Origin of the sequence: Algihabitans albus, assembly GCF_003572205.1 — a bacterium.
GTDB classification, from domain to species: Bacteria; Pseudomonadota; Alphaproteobacteria; order Kiloniellales; family DSM-21159; genus Algihabitans; species Algihabitans albus.
The window spans coordinates 139,679-154,954 of sequence record NZ_QXNY01000001.1; the positions used below are offsets into that span (position 1 = coordinate 139,679).

Annotated in this window: 14 protein-coding genes and 2 riboswitches; of the genes, 9 read left to right on the forward strand and 5 right to left on the reverse strand. The window is 67.9% G+C overall.

Translation table 11 applies throughout. From position 1 onward, the window contains the following. Positions 1 to 94 precede the first annotated feature (94 nt). On the forward strand, positions 95 to 640 hold the full coding sequence (locus DBZ32_RS00660; RefSeq protein ID WP_119165196.1) for a glutathione peroxidase: 546 nt from the start codon (positions 95 to 97) through the stop codon (positions 638 to 640). 32 nt (positions 641 to 672) lie between these two features. Here the strand turns inward: DBZ32_RS00660 and DBZ32_RS00665 are convergent, their stop codons facing one another. Genes DBZ32_RS00665 through DBZ32_RS00675 form a run of 3 tightly spaced genes read right to left on the reverse strand, consistent with a single transcriptional unit; the run spans position 673 to position 3,781 of the window. Further along, positions 673 to 2,340 (reverse strand): thiamine pyrophosphate-binding protein, encoded by a 1,668-nt coding sequence (locus DBZ32_RS00665; RefSeq protein ID WP_119165197.1) that lies wholly within the window; start codon positions 2,338 to 2,340, stop codon positions 673 to 675. A gap of 11 nt (positions 2,341 to 2,351) precedes the next feature. Further along, positions 2,352 to 2,816 (reverse strand): ribonuclease HI, encoded by a 465-nt coding sequence (rnhA, locus tag DBZ32_RS00670; protein WP_119165198.1) that lies wholly within the window; start codon positions 2,814 to 2,816, stop codon positions 2,352 to 2,354. After that, positions 2,813 to 3,781 (reverse strand): homoserine kinase, encoded by a 969-nt coding sequence (locus DBZ32_RS00675; protein WP_119165199.1) that lies wholly within the window; start codon positions 3,779 to 3,781, stop codon positions 2,813 to 2,815. Before DBZ32_RS00675 ends, rnhA begins: the two co-directional genes overlap by 4 nt. A gap of 185 nt (positions 3,782 to 3,966) precedes the next feature. Between DBZ32_RS00675 and DBZ32_RS00680 the strand changes: the two genes are divergently transcribed. From DBZ32_RS00680 to DBZ32_RS00690, 3 genes are read left to right on the forward strand one after another with little or no spacing between them, the layout of a single operon-like run. After that, positions 3,967 to 4,440 (forward strand): MarR family winged helix-turn-helix transcriptional regulator, encoded by a 474-nt coding sequence (locus DBZ32_RS00680; RefSeq protein WP_119165200.1) that lies wholly within the window; start codon positions 3,967 to 3,969, stop codon positions 4,438 to 4,440. Positions 4,441 to 4,452: 12 nt separating this feature from the next. Beyond that, positions 4,453 to 4,860, forward strand: coding sequence for a DUF2000 family protein (locus DBZ32_RS00685; protein WP_119165201.1), 408 nt, complete (start codon positions 4,453 to 4,455; stop codon positions 4,858 to 4,860). A gap of 13 nt (positions 4,861 to 4,873) precedes the next feature. Further along, positions 4,874 to 5,593, forward strand: coding sequence for an NAD(P)H-dependent oxidoreductase (locus DBZ32_RS00690; protein ID WP_119165202.1), 720 nt, complete (start codon positions 4,874 to 4,876; stop codon positions 5,591 to 5,593). Positions 5,594 to 5,602: 9 nt separating this feature from the next. On the opposite strand, the gene ispH is transcribed toward DBZ32_RS00690, so the two are convergent. Next, positions 5,603 to 6,598 carry a 4-hydroxy-3-methylbut-2-enyl diphosphate reductase gene (gene ispH, locus DBZ32_RS00695; protein ID WP_119165203.1) on the reverse strand — a complete coding sequence of 332 codons (996 nt, stop codon included), beginning with the start codon at positions 6,596 to 6,598 and terminating at the stop codon, positions 5,603 to 5,605. A 166-nt stretch (positions 6,599 to 6,764) separates the two neighbouring features. On the opposite strand from ispH, the gene DBZ32_RS00700 reads away from it, so the two are divergent. From DBZ32_RS00700 to gcvP, 5 genes are all read left to right on the forward strand, one after another. Further along, positions 6,765 to 7,007 (forward strand): CDGSH iron-sulfur domain-containing protein, encoded by a 243-nt coding sequence (locus DBZ32_RS00700; protein ID WP_119165204.1) that lies wholly within the window; start codon positions 6,765 to 6,767, stop codon positions 7,005 to 7,007. Next, positions 7,004 to 7,528 (forward strand): hypothetical protein, encoded by a 525-nt coding sequence (locus tag DBZ32_RS00705; RefSeq protein WP_119165205.1) that lies wholly within the window; start codon positions 7,004 to 7,006, stop codon positions 7,526 to 7,528. Before DBZ32_RS00700 ends, DBZ32_RS00705 begins: the two co-directional genes overlap by 4 nt. A gap of 92 nt (positions 7,529 to 7,620) precedes the next feature. Then, positions 7,621 to 7,727, forward strand: a riboswitch (glycine riboswitch). A 1-nt stretch (position 7,728) separates the two neighbouring features. Beyond that, positions 7,729 to 7,851, forward strand: a riboswitch (glycine riboswitch). Positions 7,852 to 7,914: 63 nt separating this feature from the next. Continuing rightward, positions 7,915 to 9,042, forward strand: a complete 1,128-nt coding sequence (gcvT, locus tag DBZ32_RS00710) for a glycine cleavage system aminomethyltransferase GcvT (protein ID WP_119165206.1) — start codon at positions 7,915 to 7,917, stop codon at positions 9,040 to 9,042. Between the two features lie 23 nt (positions 9,043 to 9,065). Continuing rightward, positions 9,066 to 9,443, forward strand: a complete 378-nt coding sequence (gcvH, locus tag DBZ32_RS00715; RefSeq protein ID WP_119165207.1) for a glycine cleavage system protein GcvH — start codon at positions 9,066 to 9,068, stop codon at positions 9,441 to 9,443. Between the two features lie 40 nt (positions 9,444 to 9,483). Continuing rightward, a complete protein-coding gene (gcvP, locus tag DBZ32_RS00720; protein WP_235829937.1) occupies positions 9,484 to 12,417 on the forward strand; it encodes an aminomethyl-transferring glycine dehydrogenase in 2,934 nt (977 codons plus the stop codon). 29 nt (positions 12,418 to 12,446) lie between these two features. Here the strand turns inward: gcvP and DBZ32_RS00725 are convergent, their stop codons facing one another. Next, positions 12,447 to 15,149 carry a bifunctional acetate--CoA ligase family protein/GNAT family N-acetyltransferase gene (locus DBZ32_RS00725; protein WP_119165209.1) on the reverse strand — a complete coding sequence of 901 codons (2,703 nt, stop codon included), beginning with the start codon at positions 15,147 to 15,149 and terminating at the stop codon, positions 12,447 to 12,449. Positions 15,150 to 15,276 lie beyond the last annotated feature (127 nt).

Consider the following 15,276-nt stretch of genomic DNA (forward strand, 5'->3'; position numbering starts at 1 on the left):
CTAGCAAACCGGACGCGGCGGTGCGATTGCAGGCTTGGCGTCGCGCGCTATTTACCTGCAGGACGTCACGCCATCGACCGGAAACGAGCCGCTCATGCCCCGAATTGCCCCGCTGTTCGTTGTCTTGCTGCTGCTGGTTTCGCCGGCGGCGCAGGCCGAGAGCGCCCATGACTTCGCTTTTCAGTCGATCGAGGGCGACCCGCTGCCCTTGAGCGATTTCGCCGGCAAGGCGGTGCTGCTGGTCAACACCGCCTCCTTCTGCGGCTTCACGCCCCAATACGAGCAGCTCCAGGCGGTCTGGGAAGACTATCGCGCGCGGGGCCTCGTGGTGCTGGGCGTCCCCTCCGACGACTTCGGCGGCCAGGAATACGGCGACAACGCCGAGATCAAGGAGTTCTGCGACGTGAACTTCGGCATCGACTTTCCCATGACCGAAAAACAGGACGTCAAGGGCCCGGGCGCTCATCCGCTCTACACCTGGATCAGCGGGCAGCTGGAGCGCAACGCGGAACCGCGCTGGAACTTCCACAAGTTCCTGATCGCCCCCGACGGCCGCGTCGTCGAGGGCTTCTCCACGACCACGCGCCCCGACGCCGCGCCGGTGATCGCCGCCATCGAAGCGGTACTGCCGGCCGACTAGATCCCCGCCAATCGGGTCAATGGCCTCTATCGCTAGAGGATCGAGGCCAGGGAGGTTTCGCGGATCGCCTCCAGCGTGGTCGTCGGCGTGATCGCCTCGGGATCGACCTTCAGGTGCAGCAGCGCCGGACCGCCGCAGGCCAGTGCCGACTCGAAGGCCGGCCCGAACTGTTCCGTGACCTCGACCGTCCAGGCCTCCAGGCCGTAGCTGCGGGCCAGCGCGGCGAAATCCGGATTGTTCAAGGACGTCGCGCTGACCCGACCGGGATAGTCGCGCTCCTGGTGCATGCGGATGGTCCCGTACATGCCGTTGTCCAGCACCAGGAAGACGACGGCGAGGTCGTACTGCGCCGCCGTCGCCAGCTCCTGCCCGGTCATCAGGAAACAGCCGTCGCCGGCCAGCGCCACCACGGGCCGCTCGGGGTGGGTCAGCTTGGCGGCGACCGCAGCCGGCACGCCGTAGCCCATCGAGCCGCTGGTCGGCGCCAGCTGGGTCCGCCAGCGGCGCCAGCGGTGAAAGCGATGGGCCCAGGAGGTGTAGTTGCCCGCGCCGTTGCAGAGGATGGCGTCGGGCGGCAGGACGCGGCGCAGGTCGGCGAAGATCTCGCCCAGTTGCAGCGGTCCCTCGAGTTTGCCGGGTGTCGCGAAGGCCTCGAAGGCTGCGCGCGCCGCCAGGGTCTCGGCGCTCCAGACGGTGGCCGTTATCGCCGGACGTGCCGCCAGCGCCTCGACCGCCCGCGCCGGCGACGCGCAGATCGCAAGGCTCGGGCGATAGACACGTCCCAGTTCCTCGGGATCGGGATGGATATGCACCAGCGTTTGATCCGGCAGCGGCGCCTTCAGCAGCTCGTAGCCCTGCGTGGTCATCTCCCCCAGGCGCGGACCGAGAGCGATCACCAGGTCGCTGGCTTCGATCCGCCGACGCAGGTCCGGCGCCAGACCGATCCCGACATGGCCGACATAGCTGGGATGGTCGTTGTCGATGTAGTCCTGGCAGCGGAAGGACACGCCCACCGGCAAGGCGTTGGCCGCGGCCCAGCGCTCCAGCGTCGCCTTGGCCGCCTCCGACCAGCCGCCGCCACCGACCAGCACGAAGGGGCGCTGGGCCTGCCGCAGCAAGGCCTCCAGGGCATCGAGGTCGAGTGGATCGACACCGGCCGCGGTCGGTACAACAGCTGGCATGTCGGGGGCGGTCGCGCGCTCGACCAGCATGTCCTCGGGCAGCGCCAGAGCCACCGGACCGGGCCGGCCCGAGGTCGCGACCGAAAAGGCGCGCGCGATGAACTCGGGTATCCGGGCCGGGTCGTCGATCTCCGCCGTCCATTTGGTCAGCGGCCCGAGCAGGTGGGTATAGTCGACCTCCTGAAAGCCCTCGCGGCCGCGCAGACCGCGCGACACCTGCCCGATGAAGAGGATCATCGGCGTCGAGTCCTGAAAGGCGATATGCAGACCCGCACTGGCGTTGGTGGCACCCGGACCGCGGGTGACGAAGGCGAGGCCGGGCCGGCCGGTCAGCTTGCCCTCTGCCTCGGCCATGATCGCCGCACCGCTCTCGTGCCGGGTCACGACGAACTGCAGGTCGGGCCGGTCGACCAGCGCGTCGAGCACCGCCAGATAGCTTTCGCCCGGCACGCCGTAGGCCCGGCGCGCACCGTGGATCAAGAGTTGATCGACCAGAATCTCGGCGCCGCTGCGCGCCATAAGCACTCTCCCTAAACTTTGCCGTTCCGCAGCGCCACGATCTGCGCGCGCGCCAAGGCGTCGACCCGCTCGTTCTCGTCGTGGCCGCTATGGCCTTTGACCCATTTCCACTCCACCCGATGGCGCTGAAGCGCGGCATCCAGGCGCTCCCAGAGATCCTGGTTCTTGACCGGCTTCTTGGCGGCGGTCTTCCAACCACGCCGCTTCCACCCGGGCAACCACTCCGTGATGCCCTTCATGACATACTGGCTATCGGTGGTCAGCACCACCGCGCTCGGCCGCTTGAGTGCCTCCAGGCCGTGGATTGCGGCCAGCATCTCCATGCGGTTGTTGGTGGTCTCCGCCTCGCCGCCCGCGAGTTCACGCTCATGACCGTTCCAGCGCAGGATCGCCCCCCAACCGCCGGGGCCGGGGTTTCCGGAGCAGGCCCCATCGGTGAAGAGTTCGACCTTCCGATCGCCCGCGTCGTCGCTCACGCCAACTCCAGTCCATAGGCGCCGGGCCCGCGCACCTCGGCATGAAAGCGGAGCTTCTTATAATACTCCAGCGGGTCCTTCGGCTTCACGAAGGCACCGGGCGGGTGGTTCAGCCAGTCGTAGAGTCGCGTCAAGAGGAAGCGCATGGCCGCGCCGCGCGCCAGCACCGGCAGCGCCTCCAGCTCCGCCCGGCTGACGTCGCGCTCGCCGGCGTAGCTGCGCAGCAGACAGCGCGCCTTGGTCGCGTTGAAGGCGCCGTCCGGCTCGAAACACCAGGCATTGAGGCAGATCGCCAGGTCGTAGGCCAGCAGGTCGTTGCAGGCGAAGTAGAAGTCGATCAGGCCGGTCAGCTTCTCGTGCCGGAAGAAGACGTTGTCGGGAAAGAGGTCGGCGTGGATCACCCCCGCCGGCAGGTCCGACGGCCAGTTCGCCTCCAGGAAAGCCAGTTCGGCCTCCAGGTCCTCCGTCAGGCCGGGCCGCACCTCCTGGGCACGGCCGGCGCAGGACAGAAACAGAGGCCGCCAGGCCTCGACCGAGAGTGCGTTGGGCCGCCGCAGCGCGAAGTCGCCGCCGGCGATGTGCAGGCGCGCCAAGGCGGCCCCCAGCTCGCGGCAGTGCTCCGGATGGATGCGGCGGGGCCAGAGCCCTTCCAGGAAGGAGATGATCACCGCCCGCCGGCCGGCCAGCTCGCGCAGAGCCCGACCGTCGCGAGCCTGGACCGGCAGAGGACAGGCGATCCCGCGCGCGGCCAGATGCTCCATCAGACCGAGGAAGTAGGGCAGATCCTTGGGATCGACCCGCTTCTCGTAGAGCGTGAGGATGAAGTTGCCCCGCTCCGTGGTCAGCAGGAAATTGGAGTTCTCGACTCCCTCGGCGATGCCCTTGAAGGCCAGCACCTCGCCGAGGTCGTACTCGGCAAGGAAAGCCTGGAGTTCTTCGTCGGAGACTTCGGTATAGACCGCCATGCGCACCCGCTGCGCCGAGCCGAAACAGACGCCGAAAAGGTGAAAGACTGATTTGTAACGCTCCGCATCAATGCCACGCTCGAAGAGCGAGCGAAAGAGGGTCGAGCATCTGCTACCCTGCTAGTATCTTGTGTACAAGATATTGCTATGCAAATATCTGCCATATCAAACGCCGAGGCCCTGTGATGGATCGCATCGAAGACTGCATCAGCTTTCTGATCGGCAAAGCGCAGCAGCAGGTTGCCCGCCGCGCGCGAGACAAACTTGCCCCTTTCGGCATCACCCCGGTTCAATACGCCGTTCTGCACGCGCTCTGGCAGCAGGATGGGCAAAGCGGTGCGGAGTTGGGCGCAAGACTTGCGATCGACAGCGCGACCATTACGGGGATCATGGACAGGTTGGAAGCCGCGGAACTGATCGCCCGGCGCCCGGACGAGGCAGGCGACAGGCGGATCAACCGCGCCGCTCTCACCGACCGGGCCCAACAGCTGCGATCCCCTCTCGACCGAGCCATGGACGAGCTGAATGCCGAAGTCGTCGCGGAGCTGGGCCGGCAGGACGCCACCCTGCTCTGGGCCGGGCTGCAACGCCTCGGTCGAGTTGGCGTGGAGGAGAGCGCGTCCAACAAAACAGGGCGTAGAAATCAAGCCGGACGCTGAAAGGAGACAGTCATGTTCGATACGAAAATCGCCTTTGTCGTCCGTGACGATCTGGCCGTCTGGCAAAAGCTGAACGTGACGGCATTTCTCTCGACCGGTGTCGTTGGGGCGGACACGGCCCTGCTGGGCGAACGCTACGAGGACGCCGCCGGTAACTCCTATAACCGCTTGGCCAGGCAGCCCATGATCGTGCTAAGCGCCGATGCGGCGACGATCAAAACGATCTATCGGCGCGCTTTGGAACGGAACGCTCACGTGTCTCTTTACATCGAGGACATGTTCAAGACGGGCCACGACGCCGCCAACAGGGCCGCGGTCAAGCGATACGAGCCGAACGAGATGAGCGTCGTCGGCTTGGCGCTCCACGAGGATAAAAAGGTCGTCGACAAGATCACCAAGGGCGCGAAGATGCATTCATAGGCGGATCACGATCATGCGCGTTCATTTGGTCCATGCTCACCCGGAGCCGGCTTCCTTCGTCGCGGCAATGCGCGACGTGATCCAAGAGCAGCTCCGTGTGCGCGGCGACCAAGTCACCGTCTCGGACCTCTACGCTCAGGGCTTTAATCCTGTTCTCTTGGCGAGCGACTTCGGCGCTCGCCGCAGTTCCGGCCATCTCAATTACGCGCTGGAGCAAAGGGCCGGATATGAGACAGGAACACTTTCAGCCGACATCGCGCAAGAAGTCGAGATGGTCCTTGCGGCGGACGTACTCGCCTTCACCTTTCCCATCTTCTGGTTCAGCGTTCCGGCAATTCTCAAGGGTTGGATCGAGCGGGTCTTTTTGTCCGGCCCCTTTTACGGCGGCAAGCGCATCTACGGTCGGGGTGGCCTCGCCGGCAAGCGGGCCTTCGCGGCGCTGAGCCTGGGTGGACGCGAGCATATGTTCGGTCCGGACGCGATCCACGGCGATCTGGAAACCGGTCTGCTGCGTCACTTCTTCCAAGGCACGCTGGGCTACGTCGGCCTCACGGTGCACCGACCGTTCGTTGCCTATCACACGCCTTATCTGCGGGACGCGCAGCGCAGAACTCTGCTCGAGGACCTGCGAGCGTACGTCCGCTGTCTCGACGAGCAGCCTCATTTCACCATGCCGAATCTAGACGACTTCGACGCGGTCTTCGCCAGAAGACCTATGGAGAAATCGCACTAAACCGTGATCCTAGGCCGCGCCCTGCCGGGAGCGCTGGTCGCCGTCGTCGGTCAGCAGCATGCGCGGCAGCTTGAAGTGGACGTTCTCGGTCACCGTTTCCGAGAGCCGGATGTTGACCTCGCGGCGCTCCTTGAAGGCTTCGATGACCTCCTGAACCAGCACCTCCGGCGCGCTGGCACCGGCGGTCAGACCGACATGCGTCACCCCCTCCAGCTCGGCCCAGGGGATGTCGGCGGCCCGCTGAACCAGGAAGGCCTTGGGGCAACCGCTCTTCTCCGCCACTTCGACGAGACGCTGGGAGTTGGAGGAATTGGGGGCCCCGACCACCAGCAGCACCTCGCAGCGGTGGGCGATGTCCTTCACGGCCTGCTGCCGGTTGGTGGTGGCGTAGCAGATATCTTCCTTCTTCGGCCCGCGAATCTCGGGGAATCGTCGCTTCAAAGCCTCCACCACCGCGGCCGTGTCGTCGACCGACAGGGTCGTCTGGGTGATGTAGGCCAGATTATTCGGGTTCCGCACCTCCAGAGCCTCGACGTCGGAGACCTCCTCCACGAGCTGGATCGCGCCATCCGGAAGCTGACCCATGGTGCCGACCACCTCCGGATGGCCGGCGTGGCCGATCATCAGGATATGGTGGCCGTCCTTGAAATGACGCTCGGCCTCGACATGGACCTTGCTGACCAGCGGACAGGTTGCGTCGACGTAGATCAGGCTGCGGCGCTCCGCCTCGGCGGGGACCGCCTTGGGCACGCCATGCGCCGAAAAGATCACAGGCGCGTCGTTGGGAACCTCGTCCAGTTCCTCGACGAAGACCGCGCCCTTGGCTTCCAGCCCCTCGACGACGAAGCGGTTGTGCACGATCTCGTGGCGCACGTAGACGGGGGCGCCGAACTTCTCCAGCGCCCGCTCCACGATCTCGATCGCACGTTCGACCCCGGCGCAGAAGCCGCGCGGCGTGGCCAACTCGATCGTCACCGCTGCGTCCGGCGTGGCGGGCTTATCCATTCCTGCTCTCTCCCGTCCCTATGCGTTCGGCGATATGCGTTCGACGATGTCCGATCCATCCAACGCCGCCCGCCCTCACCGGCCTCTCGCAGCGACGTTGCGCTCGGGGGTCCGCCCGCGCTATCCATCCTGGCCTAGCATAAGACCGCAAAGCGAGAAAAGCGACATGGCCGAACAGCCGATTCCGGCCCAGAAAGCCCCTTATCAGGCCAAGGTTAAGGCCGGCCGTACCTACTACTGGTGCGTCTGCGGGCGCTCTGCCAATCAGCCCTACTGCGACGGCGCGCACAAGGATACCGGCCTGGAGCCGCTCGGCTGGAAATGCGAGTCGGACGGGGAGGTCTGGTTCTGCGGCTGCAAGCAGACGGCGACGAAGCCCTTCTGCGACGGGACGCACGCCAAGCTGTGAGACGCCTCACCGCACTTCTCGCGCTTCTCCCGCTCGCGGCCTGCGGCAGCCTCGACGGCCTGTTCGCGGGCGAAGACGGCCCGGTGATCGTCTGCCCGCGGATTCTGCCGGTGGTCGAGGCGGAGCAGATGACCCGCTTCGTGGCCGACGGCCGCGATCTGACCGAGGTCGACTTCCGCGCCCGCCTCGCCGATGTGCGCGCCGAGTGCGTCGCCGACGAGGAGGAGATCGAACTGACGCTTCAGGTCATGCTCTCCGCCAGCCGCGGCCCGGCCAACGCCGAGGGTGCGGCCGGCTTCAGCTACTTCGTCGCCGTGGCCACCCGCGACGAGCAGATCCTGGCCCGCGACGAATACCAGGTCGGCATTCCCTTCGAGGGCAACCGCACGACCGTCGGCCTGCTGGACGAGGTGGACGTCGAAATCCCCTTGGCCGAGGGCCAGACCGGGCGCGAGTACCGCGTTTTCCTGGGCCTGGCGCTGACCCCTGACGAGTTGGAATGGAACCGTCAGAACCGCTAGACGGCTGCGGCGACAGACGTCGCCGAGGCGACTTCGAGGGTGTTCCAATTGACTTCCCGGGCTCGATCCTTACTCTCCCTCCTGCGTCGTTAGAGCCTCGCCTGGGAGAGATCGGGCCGCCCGTCATTACGGTCGCGGACCCGACGCCGAAGGAGCAACCGCCCCGGAATCTCTCAGGCAAACGGACCGGGCGAGTCTGACACGGCGCCTCTGGAGAGCGGGTCTGCCCTGTAAGACGGGGGCGGGCCCCACCGAAGGGGTAAAGCCGCCGAGCTTTCGCGCGAGGCGGCCAATCTCTCAGGTTCGGTGACAGAGGGGGCTTCGAACCGCCGGCCACAGAGGCCGGTGGACCTTTCGAGGCTCCTGAAGGATTCGTACCGAACCCGATGACCGATCCTGTTGCGACCGTCACTCAGGAGAGAGCCGAGGCTCTCCCGACACCCCTTCTCGCGCTGCATCGGGAGCTTGGCGGCAAGCTGGTCGATTTCGCTGGCTATCTGCTGCCGGTGCAGTATCCGGCCGGTATCATGGCCGAACACAAGCTCTGCCGGGACTCGGCCGCGCTGTTCGACGTTTCCCATATGGGACAGGTCGAGCTGACCGGAGAGGACGCCGACATCGCCCTGGAACGCCTGGTTCCGGGCGAGCTGCGGAAACTCGGAGTCGGACGGCAGCGCTACGGCTTCTTCACCAACGAGGCCGGCGGGATCCTGGACGACCTGATCGTCGCGCGCTTGCCCGACCGGCTCTTCATCGTGGTCAACGCGGCCTGCAAGACCGCCGATATCGCGTACCTGCGCGCCAACCTGCCGGGCATCTCGGTCACGGAGCTGACCGACCGGGCGCTGATCGCCCTGCAAGGCCCCCAGGCGGTGCAGGCGCTGACCCGCCATGCGCCCGCAGCGGCCGGGCTGAGCTTCCTGTCCATCGCCGAGATGGATCTGGCCGGCGTGCCGGCGCTGATCAGCCGTTCGGGCTACAGCGGCGAGGACGGCTTCGAAATCTCCTTGCCGGCCGACCGGGCCGAGGCGGTGACCCGCGAGCTGCTGGCCGAGCCGGAGGTCGCACCGGCCGGGCTGGGCGCACGCGATTCCCTGCGGCTGGAGGCCGGGCTCTGTCTCTACGGCCACGATCTGACACCGGAGACCACGCCGGTCGAGGCCGGCCTGACCTGGGCCATCGGCAAGCGGCGTCGCGCCGAGGGCGGCTTTCCGGGCGCGGAGATGATCCAGCGCCAACTGGCCGAAGGTCCGCCGCGCCGCCGCGTTGGTCTCAGGCCCGAGGGCCGCGCGCCGGTTCGCGAGGGCGCCAGGCTGTCCGACGGCGAGGGCCAGTTCGCCGGCGTCGTGACCAGTGGCGGCTTCGGCCCGACGGTCGGCGGCCCGGTCGCCATGGGCTACGTCACGACCGCTCTGGCCGCGCCGGGCAACAAGCTTTTCGCAGAGGTCAGGGGCAAGCAGCTTCCGGTCACGGTGGCCGGGCTGCCCTTCGTGCAACAGCGTTACGCAAAGTAATCGGGATCGAGAGGGGGCAAGTCATGAGCGAAACGAAATACACCGGCGACCACGAATGGGTGCGCGTCGAGGGGGAAGCCGCCACGGTCGGCATCACCAACTACGCGCAGGAGCAGCTCGGCGACGTCGTTTTCGTCGATCTGCCCGAGGCCGGCGCGACCCTGGAGCAGGGCGCCGAGGCCGCAACCGTCGAATCCGTGAAGGCCGCCAGCGAGGTCTATGCCGCCGTTTCCGGCGAGGTGATCGAGATCAACGAGGCCCTGACCGACGAACCGGGCCTGGTGAACAGCGCTCCCGAAGGCGACGGTTGGTTCTTCAAGCTGAAGCTCGGCGACCCGGCGGAGCTCGGCGAACTGATGGATGCCGCCGCTTACAAGGACTACTGCGCCGGGCTCGACTGAGCCGGCAGCTTCCCTCTTTCTCCGTCACGAGGATCACGCCTTGCAGGATCAAGCCCAGTCGAGCCGCCAAAGCGCCCGCCCCTCCCTCAGCCAGCTGGAGCAGCGCGACGACTTCGTCCGCCGCCACATCGGGCCGGGTGAACCGCAGATCGCCAAGATGCTGTCCGACCTGGGCCTCGACAGCCTGGAGGCGCTGATCGACAAGGCGGTGCCGAGCCAGATCCGCATGGAGCGGCCGCTCGAGCTGCCACCGGTGCTGAGCGAGCGGGAAGCGCTGCATCGCCTGCGCGAGATGGCCGACCGCAACAAAGTCCTCACCTCGATGATCGGCATGGGCTACTACGGCACCGTCACGCCGGGCGTGATCCAGCGCAACATCCTGGAGAACCCGGCCTGGTACACGGCCTACACGCCCTACCAGGCGGAAGTCAGCCAAGGCCGGCTCGAGGCACTGTTGAACTACCAGCAGATGGTCATCGACCTGACCGGGCTGGAAATCGCCAACGCCTCGCTGCTGGACGAGGCGACGGCGGCGGCGGAAGCCATGACCCTGGCGCGCCGGGTTGCCAAAGCCAAGGGCAGCACCTTCTTCGTCGACCGGGATTGCCACCCGCAGACCCGCGCCGTGGTGCAGACCCGCGCCGAGCCGCTGGGCATCGAGGTGATCGTCGGCGATCCGCTGAGCGACCTGCCCGACACCGGGCTGTTCGGCCTGCTGCTGCAGTATCCCGGCTCCAGCGGGGAGATCCGCGACTACCGCCCGGCGGTCGAGGCGGTCCATGCCCAGAAGGGCCTGGCCATCGCCGCCACCGACCTGCTGGCGCTGACCCTGCTGACCCCGCCGGGGGACTGGGGCGCCGACGTCTGCATCGGCTCGGCCCAGCGCTTCGGCGTGCCGATGGGCTACGGCGGCCCCCACGCCGCCTTCATGGCGACCAAGGACGCCTACAAGCGCCAGACGCCGGGCCGCATCATCGGCGTGTCGGTGGACCGCTTCGGCCGGCCGGCGCTGCGCATGGCCCTGCAGACCCGCGAGCAGCATATCCGGCGGGAGAAGGCGACCAGCAACATCTGCACGGCGCAGGTGCTGCTGGCGGTGATCGCCGGCATGTACGCCGTCTACCACGGTCCCGACGGCCTCACGACCATCGCCCGCCGCGTCCACCGCTTCACCGCGATCCTGGCCGAGGGCCTGCGCCGCCTGGGCTGCGAGATCGAGACGGAAAGCTACTTCGACACGCTGCGGATCAAGGTCCCGAACCGCGCGCAGACCCTGCTGATGCGCGCACGCGACGCCAAGATGAACTTGCGCGAGGTCGACGCCCACACCCTGGGCATCTCCCTGGACGAGACCACGCGGCGGGAGGAGATCGAGGCGCTCTGGCGGGTCTTCGCCGCCGATGCCGACGTCCGCCTGGACATCGAGGAACTGGACGCCGCCGTCGAGGATGCCTTACCGGGGGTGCTAAGCCGCAAGTCCTCCTTCCTCGACCACGAGGTCTTCCACCTCTACCACGGCGAGACGGAGATGCTGCGCTACCTGCGGCGCCTGGCCGAGAAGGACATAGCCCTGGACCGGGCGATGATCCCGCTCGGCTCCTGCACCATGAAGCTGAACGCCAGCGCCGAGATGATGCCGGTGACCTGGCGCAACTTCGCGCACATCCATCCCTTCGCCCCGCTCGACCAGACCCAGGGCTATCAGCAGCTCTTCGAGGAGCTGGAGGCCTGGCTCTGCGAGATCACCGGCTTCGACGCCGTCTCCCTGCAGCCCAACGCCGGCAGCCAGGGCGAGTACGCCGGCCTGCTGACCATCCGCAAGTACCACCGCAGCCGGGGCGAGCCGGAGCGCGACGTCTGCCTGATACCGACCTCGGCGCACGGCACCAATCCGGCCAGCGCGGTGATGGCAGGCATGCGGGTCGTCCTGGTCGACTGCGACGAGAGCGGCAACATCGACCTGACGGACCTGAAGGCCAAGGCGAGCGAGCATGGCGCGCGGCTGGCGGCCCTGATGGTCACCTACCCCTCGACCCATGGCGTCTTCGAGGCGGCGATCAAGGAGATCTGCCAGGCGGTCCACGACCATGGCGGACAGGTCTACATGGACGGCGCCAACCTCAACGCCCTGGTCGGCATCGCGCGCCCGGCGGAGATCGGCGCCGACGTCAGCCACATGAACCTGCACAAGACCTTCTGCATTCCGCATGGCGGCGGCGGCCCGGGCATGGGGCCGATCGGCGTCAAGAGCCACCTGGCCCCCTTCCTGCCGGATCATCCCGTGGTCGCCGGGGTCAATCCGGCGGCGGGCGAGGCGGGTACCATCGGCACGGTCTCGGCGGCGCCCTGGGGTTCGTCCTCGATCCTGCCGATCTCCTGGGCCTATATCGCCATGATGGGCGGACCGGGCCTGACCCGCGCCACCCAGCTCGCGATCCTGAGCGCCAACTACATGGCCAAACAGCTCTCGGCCGCCTATCCGGTGCTCTACAGCGGGCCGGACGGTCTGGTCGCGCATGAGTGCATCATCGACACCCGCGTCCTGAAGGACGAGGCCGGCATCACCGTGGACGACGTAGCCAAGCGTCTGATCGACTTCGGCTTCCACGCCCCGACCATGTCCTGGCCGGTCGCCGGCACCATGATGATCGAGCCGACCGAATCCGAGGCGATGCGCGAGCTGGACCGCTTCTGCCAGGCCATGCTGGCGATCAAGGCGGAGGCCGACGCGGTGGCCGCCGGGCGGCTGCCGGCCGAGGACAACCCGCTGGTCAACGCGCCGCATCCCCTGGCCGAGGTCACGGCGGCGGGCTGGGCCCACCCCTACAGCCGCGCCCAGGCGGCCTTTCCGGTCGACTCGCTGAAGCAGGACAAGTACTGGGCGCCGGTCGGCCGCGTCGACAACGCCCATGGCGACCGCCACCTGGTCTGCACCTGCCCGCCGCTGGAGGCCTACAAGGAAGCGGCCGAGTAGCGTGACGAGCGTTGTAGCGCGAAGACCGGTCAGTTCAGCTTCTTGACCACGCGGACGACCCCCGGGTCGTCGGCGTGGCGCGAGAGGGTGAAGCCCAGCTCCTGGTTCATCTGCAGCATGCGCTCGTTCTCGGAGAGGACGTCGCCCCAGACCTCGCCGATGCCGCGCTCCTCGGCGTAGGCCAGGATGCGCCGCATCAGCAGGTAGCCGAGTCCTCGGCCCTTCAGTTCAGAGCGCACGGAGACGGCGTATTCGGCGCGGGCGTTGTCGGGATCGGCGGCGACGCGCACCACGCCCCAGATCTCGCCGGGCTGGTCGGCCGGCTCGGCGACCAGCGCCATTTCGCGGTTGTAGTCGATCTGGGTCAGCCGCGCCGCCGACTCGTGGTCCAGCGCCTTCATGTAGTGGAAGAAGCGCATGTGCACGTCGTCCGCCGTCATCTTGCTGTAGGTCTCGACCAACGCGGCCTCGTCCTCCGGCCGCACGGGGCGCAGCTTGACCGCCGTGCCGTCGCGCATCTCGCCATCCTGCTCCAGGTGCTTCGGATAGGGCCGGATCGCCAGCCGCCAGGCGGGGCGGCGCGAGGCGTCGGGCGCCGCCTGCACCTTGACCCGCGCGTCCAGCGCCAGCACGCCTTCGGCGTCGGCGAGCAGCGGGTTGATGTCGATCTCCACGATTTCCTGAAAATCGGCGGCCAAGCGGGCGAGGTCGATCAGGGCGCGGGCGATGGCGTCCTGATCGGCCGCCGGCTGGTCGCGGTAGCCCTGCAGCAGGCCGTGGATCCGGGTCTCGCCGATCATCGCGCGGGCCAGGGTCATGTTCAGCGGCGGAAGAGCCAGCGCCTTGTCCTTGATGACCTCGACCGCCGTGCCGCCCGCGCCGAACAGCACGACCGGGCCGAACTGCAGGTCCTCGACGATGCCCAGGATCAACTCGTGAGCGCCGGGCCGCCGCGCCATCTGCTGCACGGTAAAGCCGGTGATGCGGGCGTCGGGCTGGGCCTCCTGGCAGCGGCGCAGCATGCGGGCCGTCTCGCGCTGCAACTGTTCGGCGCTCTCGATGTCCAGCTTGACGCCGCCGACGTCGGACTTGTGGGTGATGTCGGGCGAGAGGATCTTCAGCGCCACCGGAAAGCCCAGCTCCTCCGCCGCGGCCAGCGCCGTCTCGGCGTCGGCCACCTCGCGGGTCTGCACGGTGGGAATGCCGTAGGCGGCCAGGACCCGCTTGGCCTCCGGCTCGGTCAGCCACTCCCGGCCCTCCACCAGGGCACCCTCCAGCAGGCTCCGCACGGTGTCCTGGTCCGGATCGACGTGGGCCGGCACCGAATCCGGCGTCTCCATCAGCAGTTCCTGGTTCCGGCGGTAGCGGACCAGATGCATGAAGGCGCGCACGGCCTGTTCTGGCGTTGGATAGCTCGGCAGGGCTTTTTCGGCGAAGAGCCGCCGCGCCGCCTGCGGCGCGTTCTCGCCCAGCCAGGCGGTGAAGACCGGCTTGCGGCGCCCCCCGGCCTCCTCGATCGCCTTGACCACGGAGGTCGCGGCGTCCAGCGGATCGGCGACCGCGACCGGGCAGTTCATCACCAGCACCGCGTCGACCTGCCGGTCGGCCAGCAGGCCGGCCAGCGCCGCCTCGTAGCGCTCGCCCGGCGCATCGCCGATGATGTCGACCGGGTTGCCCCGGCTCCAGGTCTCCGGCAGGACGCCGTCCAGGAGGGTCAGGGTGTCCGGCGACAGCTCGGCCAGCTTGCCGCCGCCCTCGATCAGGGCGTCGGTGGCGAGCACGCCGAGCCCGCCGCCGTTGGTCAGGATCGCCAGGCGCTCGCCCACCGTGCGGGCCTGGCGCGCGCTGTTGGACAGGGTCTCGGCGGCGTCGAACAGCTCCTCCAGGGTATAGACCCGCAGCATGCCGGCCCGCTTGAAGGCCGCGTCGTAGACGGCGTCGGAGCCGGCCAGGGCGCCGGTGTGGCTGGCCGCCGCCTTCATGCCCTCGGCGTGGCGGCCGCCCTTGATCACGATCACCGGCTTGGCCCGCGCCGCCGCCCGCGCCGCCGACATGAATTTGCGGGCGTGGGTCACGGCCTCGACGTAGAGCAGGATCGCGCGGGTGTCGCGGTCGTTGGCCAGGTAGTCCAGCAGGTCGCCGAAGTCCACGTCGGCCATGTCGCCGAGCGAGACCACCTTGGAAAAGCCGATGCCGCGCGGCGTCGCCCAGTCCAGCATGGCCGTGACCATGGCGCCCGACTGGGTGAGGAAGGCGAGATTGCCGCTCTTCGCGCCGATATGGGCGAAGCTGGCGTTGAGCCCCAGCGGCGGCACCATCATGCCGACGCAGTTCGGTCCGACCAGCCGCAGGGTGTGGGGCTGCGCCGCGTCCAGCACCGCCTGCCGGCGCCGGTGCCCCTCCTCGTCGCCGCCCTCGCCGAAGCCGGCGGTGATCACCACGCAGGCCTTGGTGCCGCGCGCGCCCAGCTCGCCGACCAGTCCGGCCACCGTGTCGGGCGGCGTGCAGATCACCGCCAGGTCCGGCGCGAAGGGCAGCCCCGCCACATCGGGATAGGCCAGCACGCCCTCGACCGCCTCGGCCTTGGGATTGACCGGCATGACCGGCCCGGCGAAGCCGCTGTGGAAGAGGTTGCGGGCCACGACCTGCCCCACCGACTTCTCGCGGTTGCTCGCCCCGATCAGCGCGATCGAGCGCGGGGCGAAAAGCTTGTCGAGATGGCGGACGGACATGAAGGCTCCTTGGGCTCCGGGAAAAACATGCTGCATTGCAGCACGAAAAGCACGGAGCTTAAACTGGGAGTGTTACGGGCGTTTTGCGAGAGGTCGGATCGAGCGTGGGATCTTCGTCGGCCGAAGA

Excerpts from the sequence above, each read along its gene's own strand:
- DBZ32_RS00660 (WP_119165196.1), top strand. The coding sequence starts at position 95 with ATGCCCCGAATTGCCCCGCTGTTCGTTGTCTTGCTGCTGCTGGTTTCG.
- DBZ32_RS00665 (WP_119165197.1), bottom strand. The coding sequence starts at position 2,340 with ATGGCGCGCAGCGGCGCCGAGATTCTGGTCGATCAACTCTTGATCCAC.
- DBZ32_RS00675 (WP_119165199.1), bottom strand. The coding sequence starts at position 3,781 with ATGGCGGTCTATACCGAAGTCTCCGACGAAGAACTCCAGGCTTTCCTT.
- DBZ32_RS00680 (WP_119165200.1), top strand. The coding sequence starts at position 3,967 with ATGGATCGCATCGAAGACTGCATCAGCTTTCTGATCGGCAAAGCGCAG.
- DBZ32_RS00685 (WP_119165201.1), top strand. The coding sequence starts at position 4,453 with ATGTTCGATACGAAAATCGCCTTTGTCGTCCGTGACGATCTGGCCGTC.
- DBZ32_RS00690 (WP_119165202.1), top strand. The coding sequence starts at position 4,874 with ATGCGCGTTCATTTGGTCCATGCTCACCCGGAGCCGGCTTCCTTCGTC.
- ispH (WP_119165203.1), bottom strand. The coding sequence starts at position 6,598 with ATGGATAAGCCCGCCACGCCGGACGCAGCGGTGACGATCGAGTTGGCC.
- DBZ32_RS00700 (WP_119165204.1), top strand. The coding sequence starts at position 6,765 with ATGGCCGAACAGCCGATTCCGGCCCAGAAAGCCCCTTATCAGGCCAAG.
- gcvT (WP_119165206.1), top strand. The coding sequence starts at position 7,915 with ATGACCGATCCTGTTGCGACCGTCACTCAGGAGAGAGCCGAGGCTCTC.
- gcvH (WP_119165207.1), top strand. The coding sequence starts at position 9,066 with ATGAGCGAAACGAAATACACCGGCGACCACGAATGGGTGCGCGTCGAG.
- DBZ32_RS00725 (WP_119165209.1), bottom strand. The coding sequence starts at position 15,149 with ATGTCCGTCCGCCATCTCGACAAGCTTTTCGCCCCGCGCTCGATCGCG.